We start from the raw sequence: 20981 nt of genomic DNA, 5'->3' as shown, positions 1-20981 counted from the left end.
TCTCTAGTTTTTCAAGGTGTGAATAAACTCTTCGGCAATGCCCGTTTGGCCTTCGCTACCGGTTAGTTCGGCAAAGAGCTGCTCAAGTGATTCGGGGCGCTGGTGCTGCAATTCGGCGAAGGTGCCATCGGCAATAATCTGCCCCTGATTAATGATAATAATTCGATCCGAAATCTTTTCCACTACGTCCATAATGTGCGAACTGTAGAAAACCGTTTTACCACTGTTCGCGAGTTGCCGAATAATTTCCTTAACGAGCACAACCGCATTGGCATCTAAGCCAGATAATGGCTCATCCAGGAAAATAACATCTGGATTATGCAGAAGCCCCGAAATAAGTAACACTTTCTGACGCATCCCTTTCGAGAAGGTCGTCATGCGGGCATTGGCGTACTCATTGAGTTGAAACAGGCGAAGCAACTCAAGAGCTTTGTGTTCAATTTGCGTGGTATCTAACCCATACAATTGCCCAATGAATTGTAGGTATTCCATGGGCGTAAGGGTGTCATACAAAGCTGCGTTTTCAGGAACGTAACCAATTCGGCGTTTAATATCGAGCGAGTTCGTTTTTACATCCATGCCCAATACGGTTGCTTCGCCCGTATAGTCGGGCAGCATGCCAATCAGGATTTTAATGGTTGTGGACTTCCCGGCACCGTTAGGGCCAATATAACCCACTACTTGCCCAGCCGATACACTCAGGTTAATGCCTTTCAGAACGGGAGTTGATCCGTAGGATTTATGAAGGTCGTGGAGTTGGATGATTGGTGTCATATTCATAGATCAATATACAGCAAAAGTCCCATCCAGCAGCAAGCCAGATGGGACTTTTGGTTCTTGGTCAGGATAACTGGTTAAGCTGTTACAGCATCAGCTTCAACCAGATTATGTTTCAACAGGTATTCCGCAATCTGAACCGCGTTGGTAGCAGCTCCTTTACGTAGGTTATCGGCTACGATCCACATGTTCAACGTTTTTGGCTGACTTTCATCGCGACGGATGCGGCCAACGAATACTTCATCTTTCCCGTGCGCCGTTAAAGGCATTGGGTAGATTTTATTAGCTGGGTCGTCCTGAACAATAACACCTTCGGTGTTGCTCAGAATCGAAGCGATGTCGCTTAGTTCAAATTCATTTTCGAACTCAATGTTCACCGCTTCAGAGTGGCCACCAATGGTTGGAATCCGAACGGTAGTGGCAGTTACCTGAATCGAATCGTCGCCCATAATTTTCTTGGTCTCATTCACCATCTTCATTTCCTCTTTGGTATAACCATTGTCGAGGAAGACGTCGATATGTGGCAACACATTCAAGTCAATTGGGTGTGGGTATACTTTCGCTACCTCTGTATTTCCTGCACGTTCTGCAAAAAGTTGGTCAACCGCTGCTTTACCCGTTCCAGTTACCGACTGATAAGTCGATACAACAACACGTTTGATTTTATACCGATCGTGTAAGGGTTTTAGCGCCACAACCATCTGGATCGTCGAGCAGTTTGGGTTCGCGATGATTTTGTCTTCAGAAGTCAGCGTATCCGCGTTTACTTCGGGTACAACCAGTTTTTTGGTTGGGTCCATCCGCCAGGCCGACGAGTTGTCGACAACAACAATGCCGGCTTCGGCAAACTTAGGGGCTAGGGCTAACGAGGTACCACCACCCGCCGAAAAAATCGCAATGGCAGGTTTGGCAGCAATAGCATCTTCGAAGCTTACGACTGTGTACGGTTTACCCTTAAACTCAACCTGTTTACCAACCGAACGCTCGGAAGCGACGGGAAGAAGTTCAGATACAGGGAAGTTCCGTTCTGCCAGAACCTTCAGGATTTCGCCACCGACCAGGCCTGTGGCGCCAACGACTGCGATTTTCATACTTGTATGCGGGTGGAAACCCGCTTTTAACTAGTTAATAAAAAGCGGGTTTCTACCCGCACTCTGAATTGGAGTGCAAAAGTACGGTAAAACTTTGACGGTCAGGAATTATATTCTAAAAAAATCAGAATCGTCCTATTAATCCTATTCCAGAATTAGACAGTGATGAATAAGGTGTTACTTGCCAGGAAATGCCTTGCTGCTTCAGAGAGCGGTTATAATACTGAACCGATCGACGAAGATGAGGGCCTGGCCGTAACATAAATCCGCCAATAGCGGCTACAATCAGCCCAGAGAAGAAAGTTGTTACGCCTGCTTTTACGGCCGCCGTGTTTGTGCGGTCTGGGACAGAATTACAATACCCATAGCATATGGTGCCATTGGTGACAACCCCGGTTGACGAAAAAGTCCCCTTGCTGGCTTCGCCTGAGTGATCGTTAGAGACGCCCACGATTAAGCCAACGCCCGCTGTTACGAGACCTCCCGCAATTAGCCAGCCACCCGCATGTCGGCTGGTCATATAGCTTTTAAATTCTCGAATGGCATCGGGGTCATTGGAGGCCATGATGTAGGGACCTAAATCTTTGGCGTGCCGAACATCTATCCCGTCATACACATACTGTGTTCGTATTCCACCCCCGTAACGGCCATTGTAAGTAGGAATAAGATCGCTTTCAATAGGCTTAAGATTCTCGGCAGAAACAGGCGGAGGTATTCTGTCTTGTTGTGCCCATACATGTAGTGGGCCTAGAAGCAGTAAAAGCAGAATTTTTTTCATAGTTGTTGTTCTTTTGAGAAAGTTAACAACAGCTAGGTACTTATTGTATTAAAATATAAATAAACTTTGATTAGATATTGCTAATCCTGATTAAATGTTATTAATGGGAGTTTTTAAAAATCTTAACTGCCTAAAAGCTAAATAATTGCCTAGGTGTGATGCAAATGTTCAGCCTGAAATCAGTCACTTCAATACTGTCGATTGCTTCAATCGGTTTAAAAAACGAAAGTCCCACTTTCAAGCAGTCTGGTCGACAGTTGGCTAAAAAACGGTCATAATAGCCTCCGCCATAACCAACCCGGTGTCCTTGTGTATCGAATACCAAAAGTGGTACGAGAACCAGATCGATTTGACGACTATCAATGGCCGATTTTTGCGTAACATCAATCGGCTCGGGAATGCCCCAGCGATTTTCCTGTAAACGAGTATCAGGATAGAAAGGATAGTGGGTGAGCTGATTAGCTGCGATATCGGTTACTGAGATGGCAAGCGTTATTTGTGGGAACTGTTTCCAGATGGAATCAATAATCAGCCACGTATCCACTTCATGCTGCCGCCGAATTGGCAAGAACGTATGAATCAGTAACGGTTTTGTGGCCAAATCCGTCTGGATAAGAAAATTTAGAAAACGCTGTGCTATTGCCTGACTCCGGTGCGCGACCTCATCGACTGTCAACGCTTTGCGCCTGCCCAAATACTCGCGACGTAGCTCCGCTTTATTCATACTCCGCGTTCCTTACTCCAGACAAAGCTGCATCCGGTAATCGAATGGATTGAAAGCGGCCAGCATTTTCTGGAGAAACTGGCGATCCGTCAGGTAAAATGTCAGGAAGTTTTCGCTTCGTTCCTGTAAACCTCCATTGGGAAAAAGCTCGTTTTTAACGGCCAGTAACTGGCGAACACCCGTTTCCTGATTTCGCTCTTCGGCCCGTCGCATTTTCTTTTCAAGTCGGGCAACGGCGTTGGCAAACCGCTTAGTTTCGGCCAGAACGGCTTTTTCGAGCGTTGGATCGACCATCTGCGCTTTATGCAAAATAGCATCCAATGCTTTATTTACGGTCTTGTTCTCATTGTCGAACTTGAGCGCATGTCGAGCATGGTGTTCTACATAGGCATGTTTGAGTGTAAGGGTATCCTGAAAGAGTTCTTCGGGTGTGAGACCGAGTTTGCCAATGCGTTTTGCGCTTACCGATGGAACATACATGGCAAAATTACGCGGCATCAGTATTGGAAATGGTGTCCGAAAATGGTCAAAAACACCTTTCAACTGCAACCAGTAAGGCACTTCAGAAGGCCCACCGATATAGGCCAGATTTGGCAGAATTGTTTCCTGATAAAGTGGACGTAAGACAACGTTTGGGCTGAAGCGTTCGGGGTTCTGTTCTAAAATGTTCAGTAACTCAGACTCCGAAAATTTTAGCTGCGTATTGATTACTTTATACGTACCATCTTCCTTACGTTCAATACGTTCACGAAGTTGATCGTCGAGGTAAAACAGGTTGATATCCCGAGGGGTAATTACGGTTTTATAGCCTAAACTTTCCAGCTCCTGCGTTTTCTGTTGGACTAACTCCCCTGACTGATGATGGATAAGCTCATCGCGCATGACAGGCGCAAAAAGGCGCTTGAGATCTGCATCGTCGGCGTCCAGACAAACTAACCCTTCGGCACCAAACAATTCATTGATGTAATACCGAACAGCATTCGCTAAGGTGTCCTGTTTGAAATAGGCTTCTTCAAACAAAGCTAGTTTCTCCGGAATCTGGGTAAACAGCGTTTTTAGCTCCCGTGGATTCATTCGCCCGACAGCACCACGCTGTTCGGTTTGCCAGACGTAACTTCTCCCGAACATCGAGAAATGGTTGATTTCGGCGAAGTCATGGTCTTCGGTGGCCATCCAGTACACTGGCACGAAATTGTAATCAGGATACGTTTCTTTCAGCTTTCGGGCCAGATTAATGGTCGTAATGAGCTTATAAACAATGTATAACGGTCCCGTAAAAATATTCAGTTGGTGACCCGTCGTAACGGTGAATGTATTGGGCTGGAGTAATGCGGAAAAGTCAGGTTTGTTGGCAATACCCGCATATTGCCGCTCAAGCGTATTGACTAAAACCTGCCGTTTCGATGCATCAAATGACTTATCAGCAATCTGCCCGCCAAAAGCAGCTACGTCCGGAAAGCGATTGTAAAAAGGAGTTAAACTATCTTTTTTGTTGATGTAATCGAGGAATAGTGACGAAAACTGGCCGGTCGAGGTAAGCGGCAGGTACTGACAGTCCATGCGATGGGCGGGGGTTGGGATTTATTCGGCTCAACAACGGAAAAACCCGCAAGGTTCGGGTTTTTCCGTCATTAAACTTCTACGTTTATAGAAAGCTAGGTTGCTTTTTGTCATCCCGACGCAGGAGGGATCTTCGATAAAGGGTTATTTATAGGCTCTACCGAAGATCCCTCCTGCGTCGGGATGACAAAAACACGCTAACCCTAATCTAGAAAAAGACAAATTTAGATAGCTTTAATCTATAGAATCTCTTTTGCCAAAGCACTAGTTTACACAACCTCTCCGTATAAATCAAAATCGTCGGCTCGGTTAATGCGCACGTTCGCAAAATCGCCCATCCGAACGTACTGACTGGCTGGTACCAAGACTTCGTTGTCCACTTCGGGTGAGTCAGCTTCGGTACGACCAATAAAATAGCCTCCTTCTTTCCGATCGAATAACACTTTGTAGGTTTGCCCGACTTTCTTCTGATTCAATTCGTGCGAAATGCCTTGTTGAAGCTCCATTAACTCGTCGGCGCGTTCCTGTTTAATATCGGCAGGAACATCGTCGGGCATCGTAAACGAGTGGGTCTGATCTTCATGAGAGTAGGTAAACACGCCCATCCGATCGAAACGCATCCGTTCTACGAATTCGTACGTTTCGCCAAACATGGCTTCCGTTTCGCCGGGGTGACCCACGATTAGCGTTGTACGGAGCGTAATACCCGGCACTCGATCGCGGATGGTATGAATCAGGTCTTCGGTTTTTTCCCGCGTAATACCCCGGCGCATGAGTTTCAGCAGCTCGGTTGAGCCTGTCTGTAAAGGCATGTCCAAGTAATTACAAACGTTTGGACGATCGCGCATCACATCCAGTACTTCCAGCGGGAAGCCTGACGGATAGGCATACTGCAACCGAATCCAGTCAATGCCTTCCACATCGGCTAACTGATTGATAAGGTCCGCAAGGTTACGTTTTCTATAGAGATCAAGCCCATAATAGGTTAGGTCCTGGGCGATAAGAATCAATTCTTTGGTGCCCCGCCTAGCTAATGACTTTGCCTCGGTGATCAGCTCTTCTATTGGGCGCGACACATGGCCTCCCCGCATCAACGGAATGGCACAGAATGAACAAGGTCGATCGCAGCCTTCGGCAATTTTCAGGTAGGCATAGTGAGCTGGGGTTGTCAGGAGCCGTTCGCCAACGAGTTCGTGTTTGTAATCGGCTCGGAGCGTTTTCAGCATTCGGGGCAGCTCGTTGGTACCAAACCAGGCATCAACGGTTGGCATTTCGACTTCGAGTTCGTCTTTATAACGGTGCGACAGACAACCTGTTACGTAAACTTTGTCGACAATGCCCGCTTCCTTCGCATCGACATAGCGCAGAATGGTGTTTATCGACTCTTCTTTCGCATTGTCTATAAAACCGCACGTGTTGATCACGACGATGTTGGCATCGTCTTTTTTCGATTCGTGCGTCACGTTCATACCATTGCCCTTGAGTTGCGTAAACAGCACCTCCGAATCCACAAGGTTCTTTGAGCAACCGAGCGTGACGATATTGATTTTATTAGTACGTACTCCTTTGGTTTTCATTCGTAATGCGGACATCCTGTCCGCTTTATTGAAAGCTATTGCGGACAGGATGTCCGCATTACTTATTTAAAACACGGCCTGATGCGTAATCTCGACCTTAATTTTCGCGCTCTTCCCTGACTCGACAGTCACCGGAAAAATATTATTCTTGGTGTCGTATAAGTTGGCGTATAAGCCTTTTGGTTCCTGCACAATGACTGAATATCGTCCCTTAGGAAGATTGACACAGAAGGTGCCATCTTTTCCCGATTTGACTGTCTTGATTGGTTTGGCCATACCAACCGAATGAATAAAGCCATTATCACCAGCTTCCACCTGACTCATATTCAACAAGGGGAAAATTAGTACCTCGCGCTCAGCAGGAGTACCATTGGCATTAGGTCTGGGTGAGCCTGGGCCTGGCATATAATTGCCCTGCTTTACCAACACAGTTCCGCATATTCCCTGAAGCGCAGCGGTGCTGGCGATTTTTTGCCGTTGAATTTTCTGGGCGTAGGCAGAATTTACCAATAATGGCACTAAGGCTAGTAAAAGGCCCAATTCTTGTGTTATCATAAACCCAATTCTTTTTTTACCTCATCTAACGTATGCCAAGTTGTTGTTGCATTTTTTACGTTTAGCGAATGAACGTAATCGGCAAAATCTTCAAGGCTGTCAAAAGACGAAAGACTTTGTTGAATAGCTTCGTATTCTTCGTAAGCAATAACCGCAAATGCTGGCTTGCCTTCTGATTGAATAATTTGAGCGTTAAGTGTCATTCGTAAATATCCTTTCGATGTCCAACATCAATTACTGCAATTATGCGGAGTGCGTCATGTTTGTCATACAAAACGCGGTAATTACCTACTCGTATCTGAAGATGGCTTCTGCATGATTATTCAATCGCTTTACATTGGTTTTGCTATCGGGAGCTATTGCCAATTCTTCGAGTGCTGTAATAATTCGTTCACTATCAGATTTGGGGATACGTTTAAGACTTTTAAGTGCTTTATCTGAGAAAGAAAGAGAATAAGCCATTCAAAAATCATTTCTTAAAGAACGAATCCACGAACTCCATCTTGTTGAACGTTTGCAAGTCCTCTATTTTCTCGCCAACACCAATATACTTAACCGGGATTTTAAACTGATCTGAAATTCCGATGACTACACCACCTTTGGCTGTGCCATCTAGTTTCGTGATCGCCAGTGCCGTAACCTCGGTTGCTTTTGTGAATTCGGTTGCCTGAATAAACGCGTTTTGCCCGGTTGATCCGTCTAAAACCAAAAGTACCTCGTGCGGTGCATCGGGGGTGAACTTCTGCATGACGCGCTTGATCTTGGTCAACTCGTTCATCAGGTTGATTTTGGTATGTAGTCGGCCAGCTGTGTCAATAATGACCACATCGGCATTCATATCGGTTGCTTTTTTAACAGCATCGAAGGCCACTGCCGAAGGATCGGTGTTCATTCCATGCGAAATGACGGGTACACCAACGCGATCACCCCAGAGCTTGAGTTGATCTACGGCTGCTGCCCGGAACGTATCGCCAGCACCCAAGACAACCTGTTTGCCGCGTTTGTGAAATTGAGCCGCCAATTTGCCAATCGTTGTGGTTTTGCCAACACCATTGACACCGACGACCATAATTACATAGGGCTTTTTCCCAACGGGCAAATCAAAGTCGTCCGACACATCGGTCGTGTTATTATCTGAAAGCAGCGTGGCAATCTCTTCGCGAAGTATTCGGTCGAGTTCATCGGTGCCCATATACTTGTCACGAGCAACACGTTCTTCGATCTGGCGAATAATTTTAACCGTTGTTTCAACGCCTACATCCGATGAAATCAGAACGTTCTCGAGTTCGTCGAGGACTTCTTCGTCAACGGTCGATTTGCCAACGACGGCCCGGCCAAGTTTCGAGAAAAAACTGTCTTTCGTTTTCTCTAATCCTTTGTCGAGTGTTTCTTTTTTTTCTTTCGAGAATAAGCCGAATAGAGCCATAAAAATGGGGCCGCTCGTGCGGTCGTGAGTCGATAGTGGATTAGCAATCAATGATTAACTTTACTGTGTCAGCCTGTGTATAGGCAGGCGCGGGCATAGTATATTAACTATTGACTGGTTCAACAAAACTACAGCAAAAAAAGTCCCACAGAACCATGAAGGCTGTGGGACAAATTTCTTTGTACAGAAACGGGTTCTCCAGGGCGCCGATTCGTCGACGTGGTTAACGTAGTCAAGACTAGCTTTTCAGCGCAGCCTGAATTTCATCAACGGGAACCATTTCTTCTTTGAAGGTATAAGCGCCAGTTTTAGGCGATTTAACGGCTTTGATGATTTTGGCAAATGCCTTACCGTTATCCTTCGTTTTCAGGGTTGCAACTACCTTTTTTGCCATGTCGATTTTGCAGTTTATGGTTTACGGTTCTCGGTTTTCGGATTCAAATTCAGATTATTATCTGCTGTAAACCGAAAACTATAAACCTAAAACCTATTTAATTTCTTTATGTACCGTTACTTTCTTCAGAAACGGGTTGTATTTTTTCCGTTCGATACGCGCTGGCGTATTTTTCCGGTTTTTCGTGGTGATGTACCGGGACATGCCGGGTACACCGCTGTCTTTTTGCTCGGTGCATTCCAGAATAACCTGGATTCTATTGGCGCCTTTCTTTGCCATCGCTAATGTTCGTTTTCTCGATAAGGAGCGCAAAGGTACGGAATTACTTTTATTTAGCCAATAGCTTTTTAAGAAAAACTGATGATTTGTAATGAATTAGGTCAGAAAAGTGCGTAAAGTTTGGCAATCGGATTCCCGCTTTCGACCTTTGGGGTTGTCATGACCACGCAAACAATTCAATACGAGTACGCTCCCGGCCATTTTCGGGCTTCGGAACCTGGTGTCTATCGCCCCGACATGCTTCAGGAAGGGGAGATGATTCTGAATATGGGGCCGCAACACCCATCAACGCATGGGGTATTGCGGCTCGAAGTGGTTACCGATGGAGAAATTATTGTCGATGTGATTCCGCATCTAGGTTATCTCCACCGTTGTTTTGAGAAACATGCGCAGTCGTTACCCTTCAATCAGGCAATTCCGTTCGTAGATCGGCTCGATTATCTGGCTGCTATGAACTGCGAACATGCCTTTGTGATGGGTGTGGAGCGAATGCTTGGTATTCAGAACGATATTCCGAAACGCACCGAATACATCCGGGTGCTGGTAGCCGAATTAAATCGTATTGCGGCACACTTTGTCGGCATTGGGACATACGCACTCGATATTGGTGCTTATACGCCTTTTCTCTGGCTCATGCGCGATCGTGAACACATTCAGCGGCTGCTCGAATGGGTAAGCGGGGCTCGAATGTTGTACAACTATATTTGGGTAGGGGGCTTATTTTATGATCTTCCGGTGGGTTTTGAAGAACGGTGCCGGGAATTCATTACCTACTTGAAACCCAAATTAGTAGAGCTGCAACAACTGGTTATTGAGAACGAGATTTTCGTAAAACGAACGGCTAATGTTGGGGTACTTCCATTGCCCGTTGCCATCAATTATGGCTGTACGGGTCCGATGCTTCGGGGCTCGGGTTTACGCTATGACCTGCGTCGGGTAGATGGCTATTCGGTTTACCCTGAACTGGATTTCGATATTCCGATTGGCGAAGGCAAAATGGGAACCGTTGGCGATTGTTGGGATCGCAATAATGTTCGGGTACTGGAGTGCCACGAATCCATTCGCATCATTGAACAGTGTCTGGATCAGCTTATGGGCGATCATAAACGAACGCGCGACTATGATCCACAAGCGGTTGTGCCGAAGAAAATTCGCCCGAAGGCGATGGATTTCTATGCTCGCGCGGAAAGTGCCAAAGGAGAGTTAGGGTTTTTCTTTCGTACGGATGGCAAATCAGACGTCCCCGTGCGCTGCAAATCCCGTTCGTGTTGCTTTCACAACCTATCCGTCATTCACGAAATCAGCCGTGGCGCTATGCTAGCCGATTTGGTGGCAATAATCGGATCAATTGATGTCGTGATGGGGGAGGTGGATCGATAAGTATTAGGAGCGAGGAGTTAGGACTGAGAATCCATTCGGCAGCAATTTGCTTGCGTCAGCCATTCTCAGTCCTAACTCCTCGCTCCTAATACTAGCTTATTCAAGCACCAAAATATTGGGTGTATTTCGACCTAGTCCATCATAATCCAGACCATACCCTAAAACGAATTTATTTTCGATTTCAAACCCAACGTACTGCAAATCAATTGGTTTTTGTAGGGCTTCGGGCTTGAAGAGTAGTGTAGCAATGGCAAGCGACGAAGGGCCTTGCGCCTGAAGTTGATCGCGGATATCGCAGAGGGTTTTGCCTGTATCAACAATATCTTCGACCACAATAAGGTCACGGCCGGCAACAGATTCGGTAAGGCCCAGGATTTCTTTCAGTTGCCCGGTCGATTCCGTTCCTTTGTAGGAAGAAACCCGTAAAAACGTGATTTCGCAAGGAATTGTTAAGTGCTTCGCCAGGTCAGCGGCAAACAGAAAAGCCCCATTCAGGATAACGACCATGAGAGGAGTTTTGCCAGCGTATGTCTGGTTAATCTGTTCGGCTAGTTCCTGAATGCGCGTCTGAATAGCTTCGGCAGTAATAAACGGGACGAACGTTTTATCTTTTATCGTTATCATATCGATGTCTGTGGGGCGGCAAAGATACGCCGATAGTAAGGTCGTGGACAAAAAAACGATTGAAAAATAACAATTGGCAAACGCAGAGCCAGCAGATTACGTTGATATACTAACTAATTGATTTTGACGAAATGAAGAAACTCGTGTTGACGGTTTGGCTGATGAGTATGGCTAGTTTAGCCCAGGCTCAGCTTTATGATCCGTCGGCGTTTGATAAAAAGTATGATGGTCTATTGAAGCATCCGGGCGTTCAAATTGAATCGGCGGAGGCTATCAACCAGATGTATAACTACAAATTCTACGAAGCCGATAAGGAGTTTCGGTGGTTACGGCTGCGTTATCCCAAACATCCGATGCCGACGTTCCTGATGGGACTGGCCGAGTGGTGGAAAATTGTTCCGAATACTGATGTGACGGATTACGATGACCAGTGCTTAATGTATATGGACTCGACAATCACGCTGGCCGAAGAATTATACGATAACAGTGAGAATAAACTCGAACCGGCTTTTTTCCTGGCTGCTGCTTACGCCTTTAAAAGTCGACTGTATTCGGAGCGAAAAAAATGGGCAAAAGCCACGTTTGCGGGTAAAAATGCCCTGAAGTATTTTGAAAAATGTAAGGGCAACGCCGATTTCAGTCCTGAGTTGCTCTTTGGGGATGGCATGTATAACTATTATGCCCAGTGGATTCCCGAAAATTACCCCCTGCTGAAGCCAATTCTGATCTTTTTTCCCAAAGGCAATAAGGCGACCGGTATCAAGGAGTTAGAGAAAACGGCGAATACGGCCTTCTATACGCGCGTTGAGGCCCGTTACTTTCTGGTTCAGATTTATAGTATGGAGAATCAGTACGATAAAGCGTATCAGATGTCAAAGTACATGGCCGAGCAGTACCCTGATAATCCATTTTTTGAGCGGTACTTTGCCCGGTCGGCCTTTGTAACAGGGCGCTTGAACGAAGCCGAACGGATTTCTAAAGATATTCTGGAAAAAGTGAGTCGCACGCAATCGGGTTATGAGGGCGTTAGCGGACGGACAGCGGCTTATATACTAGGCTACGTTAACAGCGTGTTTTATAACAACGTAGCCGAAGCGAAGAAATACTACCAGCAATCGGTCGACTTCTCAAAGCAGACAAATTCGACAACGTCGGGCTATTACTTGTCGTCGTTGATCGGATTGGCGAAGATTGCGAATGGAGAGAAAAATTACGACCTGGCCCAGACCTACTTTAATGAAGTACTAGACAAAGCGGAACGAAAATCCAGTCAGTACAAGGAGGCTAAGAAAGCGCTTGATGACGCGAAAAAAGCAAGACGAGAGGAGCGAAGGAAGAGGAAGGATTAGGCTTATGCTTATGTATGCTATAGGATGTATGATATAGTCGTTGTCTAAATATATCATACATCCTATAGCATACATCAAGGAATTGGTAACACTTTGCTTTCCTTGAAGGTCGACATGATTACCATCGTTTGGGTGCTGGCTACCTCATCGATTTCGTTAATGACGTCGAGCATTAGAGCCTGATACGATGAGATATCTTTCGAAATCACTTTTAACAGAAAGTCTCCTGAGCCAGTAATGTGGTGGCATTCGATAATTTCGGGAATCTGATTCACCCGATCCACAAACGACATTGTTGTGTCTTTTTTGTGGCCAACCAGCGTCACCATAACGAATGTGGTTACGCCCAGGCCAATTTTCTCCCGGCTTAACTGAGCATGATAGCTCTGAATAATTCCTGAGGTTTCTAGTTTTTTTACCCGCTCAAGTGTAGGGGCTGGCGAAAGGCCAATTTCTTTAGAAAGCTGTGCGTTAGTAATTTTAGCGTTAGCTTGTAAAATCTCTAATACGTTGCGATCTATCTGATCTAATTTATGAATTGACATAAACGGAGGTCGTCTGTTGAATTAGAATTTGTGTGCAGAACGGTGCAAATCTACTATCTTTTACAATAGAAAATTCTTAAAAACCTATGAATATTTAAAAAAGGCGAAACAAATATTGCATATCTTCCTCATAAACGGCACAATATTAAGATTTATAGACTAGTTGCCAAATCCTATTTTTATCATTCGGTAGTATTCGTATGATGTAGAGTTCGTTACTTCTTGTTGTTAATGAACTTCTTTGATTTAATAACCTCATTTGTTCGGGCTAATCCAGCTTTTCAAACGGTTCGATTTTTTCTATTGCCGTATATTGTTTGTACGGTTTATACCGAATAGGATTTGATGTTCGTATTAATAAAGTCGAATGTCATACAACCATTGCTTAGGCATGTGAACCAATCGAGTTGCGTTGTATGAAAATGCAGAAAAAGGAAAATCTGCCAACTAAACTTTGCCCGGCTTGTAATCGGCCGTTTAGCTGGCGAAAAAAATGGGAGAAGAATTGGGAACATGTCGTGTATTGTAGCGAGGCTTGTCGACGAAGTGGCAAGCGGCAAAAAACAAGCCCAGATCCAGAACAGGTATGACAAATCTAAACTATCGTTATTTTTGTCGATTAACCCGCCTTCATTAATGCGTCCAATTGCTTATTTGTTTCTGTTAGTTGCGGTTATTGGCTGGGATAGTTGCCGTCAGGCCAAGCCAGTGCCTGTTGTTACACGAAGACCGCCTGCCAGAGCTGTTAGCCCTGCTCGTCCAACTACCACGCAGCCTCCGGTTGCTCAAAAACCTGCGGTTGTTAAAACTACCCCGCCTAAGCCAGCAACGGTTGTGGTGGCAGTCCCTGAGGATTCGCTTGAAATGGATGGCGTGACGTTTCAAACACCAGCACCACCTAAACGGGAGTTTCGGGCGGTTTGGGTAGCTACGGTCGATAATATTGACTGGCCAAGTAAAAAAGGTTTACCAGTGGCCGATCAGCAGCGCGAAATTCTGAGTATGTTCGATATGTACCAGCAAATGGGGCTGAATGCTGTAATTGTCCAGATACGATCGGCGGCTGATGCATTTTACGCTAAAAGTTCGGAACCCTGGTCAGAATGGCTAATGGGGAAGCAAGGGCTGGCACCTGAGCCATTCTACGACCCAATGGAACTGATGATTGATCAGGCGCATCAGCGTGGACTTGAGTTTCATGCCTGGTTTAACCTCGATAGGGCCACATTCAGCAAATATTCCAGCATTGCACCGACCAATATTATTTACCGGAAGCCAGGTTGGATGTTAAGCTATGGCGGACGTAAATTATTTAATCTGGGTATACCCGAAGTGCGTTCATACGTGGCTGGTATTGTTGCCAATGTGGTTCGGGAGTATGATATCGATGGGATTCATTTCGACGATTATTTTTATCCCTATGCCGAGCCTGGCCAGGTTTTGCGGGACGACAGCACCTACAAGGCTAATTACAATGGCATGACCAAAGGTGACTGGCGACGAGATAACGTGAACAAACTCATCGTTGAAATTCGGGATTCGATTCGGGCCAATAAACCGTGGATAAAGTTTGGCGTTAGCCCGTTTGGCATCTGGAAAAACCAGAGTAATGATCCCGAAGGGTCGGCTACCAACGGTGGGCAATCTTATTACGATAATTACGCTGATTCGCGGAAATGGGCGCGTGAAGGCACAATTGACTACATCGTACCACAGGTTTATTTCAGTTCGGAATTTGGCCGAGTGCCTTATAAAACCTTGATCGATTGGTGGAAACGCAATTCAGGAAAGGCGCATTTATACATTGGCCATGCCGTTTACCGGGTTGGTCGGGGTTCTGAGCGTGATCCGGGCTGGGGGCGAGCCACGGAGTTCCCAAATCAGATACGTTATAATCGTCAGCATCAGGTTGTTCAGGGCAGCGTTTTGTTCAGTGCAAAAAATTTAAAACTTAACCCGCTGTCTTTCCGCGATTCGCTGCAAACAAATCTCTATCGGCATATGGCTTTAGTACCTGCCATGCCCTGGCTAGACAGTATTCCACCTTTGCCACCCCGCGATTTGAAAGCGGCTATCATACCCGAAGGCGTAGAGCTATTCTGGCAGGAATCGGCTGAAGCCTCTGATGGCGATGGGGCGAATGAGTACCTGATTTATCGTTTCGAAGGACGGCGCCCACGATTGGAACTGAACGACCCCCGTTATATTTTAGCCCGTTGTATTGGCGAATCGACCACGCGTTTTGTTGACAAGACCGCTGATCCGAAGAAGAAGTACGTGTACGCTATAACAGCCATAGATCGCCTTCATAACGAAAGCCAGGTTTCTGTCATAAAAGTGCAGTAGTTACCCCATCACATTTTCCATCACCTCGCCGATTGAACGGGCGTTTGGGAAAAAGCTGACGAGTTTTAACAAAATACCTTCAACAATAGCATCGGGGCATGAGGCTCCACAGGTTAGTAAGACTGTAACCGGCTCCGCGTTATCACGTTGAGGAATGAAGTTTTCGGTGACAACTTCTTGTTTGGTATGCCCATCGAAATGGCGGATTAGCTTGTCGGACAGGATTTTCTGCTCCGACTCAATAAAATAGGTCGGCAATTTCTCTTCGCAAAGCTCAACAATGTGCGATGTGTTGGAGGAGTTATATCCACCCGCCACAATAGCGAAATCGGCTGGGTAGTTGAGCAACGCATAGGTAGCATCCTGATTGTCGTTGGTTGCGTAACAGAGGGTATCACGCGTATTGGCAAAGTGTGTGTCAACCGAATCGGCGGTTAGCCCATACTTTTGAATCATCACCTGCTTTAAATAATCAGCAATGCTCTGCGTATCGGAGGCTAACATGGTTGTTTGATTCACAACCCCAATGCGCTCCAGATCACGGGTTGGGTCGAAACCAACCGAGTATTGATTGACAAACTCAGCGTAAAAGGCATCGGGTGGTAACTCGCCTAACATGTACTTTGCCAGGCGTTGTGTCTGAGCCATGTCTTTCACAACAACCGTTGGGGCCCCTTCTTTACTATGTGAGAAAGTAGCTCGGGTTTCTTCGTGGCTTGGCTTGCCATGCACAACAACGGTATAGTTTTTCTGCCCAATCTGGCCCGCTTTGTTCCATACTTTCTCAACAAATGGGCAAGTGGTATCATACTTGGCAACATCTAGACCCAGAGACGACAATTGATGCTGCGTTTCCAGCGTTGTTCCGAATGCCGGAATAATAACGACATCCTCAGGCTTAAGGTCCGACCAGGAAATAAGTTGTTTGCTTTTGGTATCCATAATGAAGCGAATGCCCCGACTCTGCAAGTCGGCATTGACGTCGGGGTTATGGATCATTTCACTCAACAGAAAAATCCGTTTGCCAGGATTTTCGGCAATTGCTTTATAGGCAATCTCAACTGCATTTTCGACACCGTAACAAAAGCCAAAATGCCGGGCAATCAATATCCGGATCGGACCAAAATCGAGTAGGGTAGGGGTGAAGTCCCTTTTCAGTTTATCCCGCTTCCGGCGAAATTCCTTCAGAGGGGTGATAATGCTACTACGGTAATAGTCGGGTATGTCAAACGATTTCATTAGCTGAAAGAGCGAACAAGTGGACTGGTGAAAGAATGAAACTCAGCTATCAGTATAGAGTGACAAGAAGGTCTAACACCTGACTCGATCATTTTAATAACAGAACGATAAATGGCTTCGTTCGCTGCAAAGGTAGCGACTAGATGTATTGATCTGTAACCTGTTAATCAATCCTGTTTAATGTAATTTGACTCTTTCGTTTATATTTGGCTATCGTTACCGCAACCTCCTCTTAGCCAATTCGTTTATGATAAATGCTCCTACTCACTCGCCCGAACAGTGGCCCGTGTGGCGTAAGTTGCTCTTTCGGTTTTTCTGCATTTATCTTCTTCTATATATGTCGCCCCTGAACTGGTTGGGCGATATTCCTTTCCTGAATCTGGTTGGTGAGTATTATAGTAGTGCCGAGGATTGGCTTGTTAACCTTGCCAATACCTATATTTTTCACGTAAAAGACGTGCTGGTTCCACTAAATGGTAGTGGTGATACCTCCTATGGATATGCTCAGCTTTGTTTTTTTATTCTGGCAGCATTTGTCGGAACGATTATCTGGACAATTGTCGATAAGCGTACGAATTACGATACGGCTTACTACTGGCTGTTAATCTTGGTTAGATATTACGTCGCCATGTTCGCCTTGAGCTATGGGTTGATCAAGCTCTTTGGACAGCAGATGGTCTTTCCGTCATTAAGCGCCTTGGCAACGCCCTTGGGTGATTTATTACCCATGCGTTTATCCTGGTATTTTATTGGTTATTCTACGCCTTATCAATTTTTCTCTGGAGCGGTTGAAGTACTAGCGGGCGTGCTGCTTCTGTTTCGCCGTACCAGCACGTTAGGGGCATTTGTTGCAGCAAGTGTATTTCTCAATGTGATGGTGATGAATTTCTGTTATGACATTCCCGTAAAGCTGTTCTCCACCCATCTGTTTCTATTCAGCAATTTTCTGTTGCTGGGCGATGTCAAACGACTACTCAACTTCTTCGTTTTTAATAAACCTACCCAACCGGCCGCTCGTATTGTATTGCCCAAAAAATGGATGCGAACGGGACAACTCGTTCTGAAGATTGCTTTTGTTGGTATATTTCTGATAATGCCTCTGATAAGATTATACTTAGGTTCTCGAAGTCCTCAAAGTGCATCAACATCGAAGAAACTAACAACGGGCTTTTTTGTCGTCGATCAATTTCGGGGTAACCCGGTGGATAGCCTGCGTTGGAAGGATGTTATTTTTGAACATAATAACGCAGGAAGTATTCAAACGACCGATACCTTGTTCCGGCAGCGGTATCGACGCGGGTATTTTAGCTATTCACTGGATTCACTCCAGCATACGATTGCGTTTAAAAAATTTGCTACCGATTCGTTGCCCCTGTTTACCATGCACTATAGCATGCCCGATACCAATAATATCGTGTTGCAGGGAAAAATCCGCAATGACTCAGTGGTAGTAGGACTCAAACGCCAGAAACGGCATTTTCAATTAGCAGAACGGCAATTTCATTGGCTCTCTGAGGCCAATCGATAGTATGAAAAGCTTATTCAACACAGAGACACGGAGAACGCAGAATTTAACGGCTGTTTTTTCTTTGTGTTTGATGATCTTGAACCTGTTTGAATTTGCAAGATTCCCTTTAGAAAGGGTAGTTTTTTGTCATTCCGACGCCAGGAGGAATCTCAACGTTGTGTACTAGTCAAGCTTGAGATTCCTCCTGGCGTCGGAATGACAAAAAACGGGCTAGTATTTTCTAAAAAAGAAAAGTCTAAACAGCTTCCTTATTTACAGCTCAAGGACTTTCCCCAGAATATCATCTAAATATTCACGGGAATTAGCCAGACGAGGCACTTTATGCTGTCCACCGACTTTTCCGCGTTGCTTCATCCAGGCGTAAAACGTACCCGGTTGCACGACATGAATGCGGGGATGCTTGAGCACCATATCATTGTAGCGCTTAGCGTCGTAATCCGAATTAACTTGCCGGAGTGTTTCGTCCAGAATTTGATTGAACCGCTGTTGATTGTCGGGCTCGTGGGTAAACTCAATCACCCATTCATGGCAACCAGTAGCTCCATTGCTCATGTAAACGGGGCCAGCGGTATAGTCGGCAATAATAGCACCTGTAGCTTCGCAAGCTCGTGTAATGGCAGTTTCAGCGTTTTCAACGATCACTTCTTCCCCAAAAGCATTAATAAAATGCTTGGTACGACCACTTACTTTCAGGCGATGTGGGTAGAGCGATGTAAATCGGACGGTGTCGCCTATCTTATAACGCCATAAACCGCCGTTGGTCGAAACGACAAGGGCATAGTTTTTATCCAGTTCAACTTCGTCGATAGTCAACGCGGTTGGAAAGGGCTGATCGGCTTCGTGAAAAGGGACGAACTCGTAGAAAATGCCATAGTCGAGCATCAGTAGCATTTCGCCCACGCGGGTCAAGTCGTCCTGAATGGCAAAAAAGCCTTCGGAGGCATTGTAAATTTCCTGATACCGAACCGTTGGTGAAGGGAACACCTGTTGCTGAAACAACTCTCGATACGGCTGGAAGTTGACCGCTCCGTGCATCATGACCTCAAAATTTGGCCAAACCTCCAGAATATTCGATTTGCCCGTACGCGCCAGAATTTTGTCAATCAGCACCATGCCCCAGGTAGGTACGCCTAGCATGCTGGTCACATTTTCTTCCGACGTGATTTCGGCCATACGCTCCAGTTTCGATTCCCACTCGTCCATGAGCGCAACCTGAATAGAAGGTGTTCGAATATACTGCGCCCAGCTAGGCAGGTTTTTCATCACTACTGCCGATACGTCGCCTGCTGCGCTATTGGAACCATATGGATTTGGATGAAGACTGCCGCCAATCGATAACCCTTTACCCTCAAACGCCTTACTATCGGGATTATTCGCGATATAAAGTGCCATCATATCCTTGCCACCTTTGAAATGACTTTCATCGAGCGACTCGGTGGTGACGGGAATGAATTTGCTACGGGCATTGGTTGTACCCGACGATTTGGCAAACCAGCGAACGGGCGAAGGCCAGAGGACTTTGCTTTCGCCTTTCATGACTCGTTCGATGTAGGGAAACAAATCTTCGTAGCTTGAAACCGGAACCTGTTGTTGGAAATCCCGAATCGTCTGGATGGATTTGTAGTGGTATTTTTGGCCCCATTCTGTCCGACGACCTGATCGGATCAGTTGATTGAAAACCTTCTGTTGCGCCACACCAGGCTCTTTCATCATTGCCTCAATACGCGGCAATCTCCGTTGCAGGAGCCATTTAAGGGTGGTGTTTAGGGCAGTCATAGGGCTAAAAATAGCATAAACTAACTGTATTGAACTAGTTAGCGACACAAATTTAATGGTACGGGTTGATTTATAAACCGATGGCTCGGTCGGGGTAATCCGTAATTAAGCCATCGACTCCCCACTCCTTGAGCCGGGCCATATCCTTGCGTTGATTCACCGTCCAGGGAATAACCTTGATTCCCTGTTCATGAAGTTGGGCAATTTTTCTTCGACTTAATAGCCGAAAATAAGGGCTATAAATGTCGGGTTTGAAACCAAGATCTTCTAAATTCTTCTCAGAGCTGCGGAGGTTTTCAACCAGAGCTGATAGCCTGACTTTAGGATACTTACCCGCATCGGCGCCCTGTTTCCAGTGCTTTAATATGGCAAAGTCGAAACTTTGAATTACTACCCGGTCTAGACTGACCCGATCTGGATTGATCCGGTCCGCTGCAAGATGCTCTTTTAGAATTGCTTGGACAAGATCACAGAAGGCGGCTGGTTCTGGCTGACTCTTATTGTATTCAGAAGGTTCGCTTTTTAACTCAATGTTATAGGAGAACAGAGGCAGATTTTTGGCTTTTCGATAAGTTTCAGCCTGCTCAATCACATCGCTTAATAGCGGTTTGTTTGTTTTTAACTTCTGTTGTTCTGGGTAAGCTGAATTACCGTTAGCCCCAACATCGTAGCGTTTAATATCGTCATAAGTCATCTGATATAAGATCAGGTTTTTCTGATCTTGTTTCGATACTGGTTGCCCATCAGGAGCGATGCTAAAAGCCGAATTGAAGTAAGGATCGTGCGAAACCACCACCTGATTATCCTTGCTGATGACTACGTCCATCTCCAGAGTCGTAACACCAAGATCTAAAGCTTTTAGAAAAGCTGGTACTGTATTTTCTGGCATCAACCCCCGGCAACCTCGATGCCCTTGTAAATCCAAACCCGTTGGTGGCTGAGCAAGAGTTAAAGTCGTCATGCAGAAAAACAATAGAGGAACACGCATAGATATGGACGGTAGGCTCAAAAGTACTGGTTCTTTTAATTGACA

The 20981-nt window shown here is 45.8% G+C and carries 22 protein-coding genes; 5 read left to right on the top strand and 17 right to left on the bottom strand.

Annotated features, from left to right (window positions below; translation table 11 throughout):
* Positions 1-3: 3 nt before the first annotated feature.
* From ACYVGR_RS27660 to rpmG, 12 genes are all read right to left on the bottom strand, one after another.
* The gene (locus tag ACYVGR_RS27660) at positions 4-780 is read right to left on the bottom strand and encodes an ABC transporter ATP-binding protein (protein ID WP_460962923.1); all 777 of its coding nucleotides are present in this window, start codon (positions 778-780) and stop codon (positions 4-6) included.
* Between the two features lie 74 nt (positions 781-854).
* Positions 855-1868, bottom strand: a complete 1014-nt coding sequence (locus ACYVGR_RS27655; RefSeq protein ID WP_460962921.1) for an aspartate-semialdehyde dehydrogenase — start codon at positions 1866-1868, stop codon at positions 855-857.
* A 124-nt stretch (positions 1869-1992) separates the two neighbouring features.
* On the bottom strand, positions 1993-2646 hold the full coding sequence (locus ACYVGR_RS27650; protein ID WP_460962919.1) for a hypothetical protein: 654 nt from the start codon (positions 2644-2646) through the stop codon (positions 1993-1995).
* Between the two features lie 130 nt (positions 2647-2776).
* The gene (locus tag ACYVGR_RS27645; protein WP_460962917.1) at positions 2777-3370 is read right to left on the bottom strand and encodes a 5-formyltetrahydrofolate cyclo-ligase; all 594 of its coding nucleotides are present in this window, start codon (positions 3368-3370) and stop codon (positions 2777-2779) included.
* A gap of 12 nt (positions 3371-3382) precedes the next feature.
* Positions 3383-4930 carry a bacillithiol biosynthesis cysteine-adding enzyme BshC gene (gene bshC, locus ACYVGR_RS27640; protein ID WP_460962915.1) on the bottom strand — a complete coding sequence of 516 codons (1548 nt, stop codon included), beginning with the start codon at positions 4928-4930 and terminating at the stop codon, positions 3383-3385.
* Between the two features lie 269 nt (positions 4931-5199).
* Entirely contained in the window at positions 5200-6507 is a 1308-nt protein-coding gene (rimO, locus tag ACYVGR_RS27635) for a 30S ribosomal protein S12 methylthiotransferase RimO (RefSeq protein ID WP_460962913.1), read from the bottom strand.
* Positions 6508-6573: 66 nt separating this feature from the next.
* Positions 6574-7062: a hypothetical protein gene (locus ACYVGR_RS27630; protein ID WP_460962911.1), complete on the bottom strand. Its 489-nt coding sequence runs from the start codon at positions 7060-7062 to the stop codon at positions 6574-6576.
* Positions 7059-7265 (bottom strand): prevent-host-death family protein, encoded by a 207-nt coding sequence (locus ACYVGR_RS27625; protein ID WP_460962909.1) that lies wholly within the window; start codon positions 7263-7265, stop codon positions 7059-7061. Before ACYVGR_RS27625 ends, ACYVGR_RS27630 begins: the two co-directional genes overlap by 4 nt.
* Positions 7262-7360, bottom strand: a complete 99-nt coding sequence (locus ACYVGR_RS27620; protein WP_460962963.1) for a type II toxin-antitoxin system RelE family toxin — start codon at positions 7358-7360, stop codon at positions 7262-7264. Before ACYVGR_RS27620 ends, ACYVGR_RS27625 begins: the two co-directional genes overlap by 4 nt.
* Positions 7361-7531: 171 nt before the next feature.
* On the bottom strand, positions 7532-8488 hold the full coding sequence (gene ftsY / locus ACYVGR_RS27615) for a signal recognition particle-docking protein FtsY (RefSeq protein ID WP_460962961.1): 957 nt from the start codon (positions 8486-8488) through the stop codon (positions 7532-7534).
* A 238-nt stretch (positions 8489-8726) separates the two neighbouring features.
* On the bottom strand, positions 8727-8882 hold the full coding sequence (locus tag ACYVGR_RS27610) for a DUF4295 domain-containing protein (RefSeq protein ID WP_182459765.1): 156 nt from the start codon (positions 8880-8882) through the stop codon (positions 8727-8729).
* 93 nt (positions 8883-8975) lie between these two features.
* Complete coding sequence (gene rpmG / locus ACYVGR_RS27605; protein WP_111346404.1) at positions 8976-9161, bottom strand: 50S ribosomal protein L33; 186 nt, start codon at positions 9159-9161, stop codon at positions 8976-8978.
* A gap of 159 nt (positions 9162-9320) precedes the next feature.
* Here rpmG and ACYVGR_RS27600 point away from each other — a divergent pair, with 159 nt between their 5' ends.
* Entirely contained in the window at positions 9321-10541 is a 1221-nt protein-coding gene (locus ACYVGR_RS27600; protein WP_460962906.1) for an NADH-quinone oxidoreductase subunit D, read from the top strand.
* Positions 10542-10637: 96 nt separating this feature from the next.
* On the opposite strand, the gene hpt is transcribed toward ACYVGR_RS27600, so the two are convergent.
* Entirely contained in the window at positions 10638-11165 is a 528-nt protein-coding gene (hpt, locus tag ACYVGR_RS27595; protein ID WP_460962904.1) for a hypoxanthine phosphoribosyltransferase, read from the bottom strand.
* Between the two features lie 131 nt (positions 11166-11296).
* Between hpt and ACYVGR_RS27590 the strand changes: the two genes are divergently transcribed.
* A complete protein-coding gene (locus tag ACYVGR_RS27590; protein ID WP_460962902.1) occupies positions 11297-12514 on the top strand; it encodes a tetratricopeptide repeat protein in 1218 nt (405 codons plus the stop codon).
* 74 nt (positions 12515-12588) lie between these two features.
* Here the strand turns inward: ACYVGR_RS27590 and ACYVGR_RS27585 are convergent, their stop codons facing one another.
* A complete protein-coding gene (locus ACYVGR_RS27585; protein WP_157587953.1) occupies positions 12589-13059 on the bottom strand; it encodes an Lrp/AsnC family transcriptional regulator in 471 nt (156 codons plus the stop codon).
* A gap of 416 nt (positions 13060-13475) precedes the next feature.
* Here ACYVGR_RS27585 and ACYVGR_RS27580 point away from each other — a divergent pair, with 416 nt between their 5' ends.
* Together ACYVGR_RS27580 and ACYVGR_RS27575 are read left to right on the top strand one after the other, a co-directional pair.
* Entirely contained in the window at positions 13476-13649 is a 174-nt protein-coding gene (locus tag ACYVGR_RS27580) for a DUF2256 domain-containing protein (RefSeq protein ID WP_460962900.1), read from the top strand.
* 46 nt (positions 13650-13695) lie between these two features.
* Positions 13696-15405, top strand: coding sequence for a glycoside hydrolase family 10 protein (locus ACYVGR_RS27575; RefSeq protein ID WP_460962898.1), 1710 nt, complete (start codon positions 13696-13698; stop codon positions 15403-15405).
* Here ACYVGR_RS27575 and ACYVGR_RS27570 read toward each other — a convergent pair whose 3' ends face one another.
* Positions 15406-16644: a 4-hydroxy-3-methylbut-2-enyl diphosphate reductase gene (locus ACYVGR_RS27570; protein ID WP_460962896.1), complete on the bottom strand. Its 1239-nt coding sequence runs from the start codon at positions 16642-16644 to the stop codon at positions 15406-15408.
* Between the two features lie 247 nt (positions 16645-16891).
* Between ACYVGR_RS27570 and ACYVGR_RS27565 the strand changes: the two genes are divergently transcribed.
* The gene (locus tag ACYVGR_RS27565; RefSeq protein WP_460962894.1) at positions 16892-18172 is read left to right on the top strand and encodes a hypothetical protein; all 1281 of its coding nucleotides are present in this window, start codon (positions 16892-16894) and stop codon (positions 18170-18172) included.
* 252 nt (positions 18173-18424) lie between these two features.
* Here ACYVGR_RS27565 and ACYVGR_RS27560 read toward each other — a convergent pair whose 3' ends face one another.
* Positions 18425-19948, bottom strand: a complete 1524-nt coding sequence (locus ACYVGR_RS27560; protein ID WP_460962892.1) for a GH3 auxin-responsive promoter family protein — start codon at positions 19946-19948, stop codon at positions 18425-18427.
* A 70-nt stretch (positions 19949-20018) separates the two neighbouring features.
* A complete protein-coding gene (locus ACYVGR_RS27555; RefSeq protein ID WP_460962890.1) occupies positions 20019-20909 on the bottom strand; it encodes a glycerophosphodiester phosphodiesterase family protein in 891 nt (296 codons plus the stop codon).
* Between the last annotated feature and the right edge of the window lie 72 nt (positions 20910-20981).

This window comes from Spirosoma litoris, from assembly GCF_054776755.1.
The sequence above is the reverse complement of the archived record's forward strand: the minus strand, read 5'-3'. Positions and strand labels throughout refer to the sequence as shown.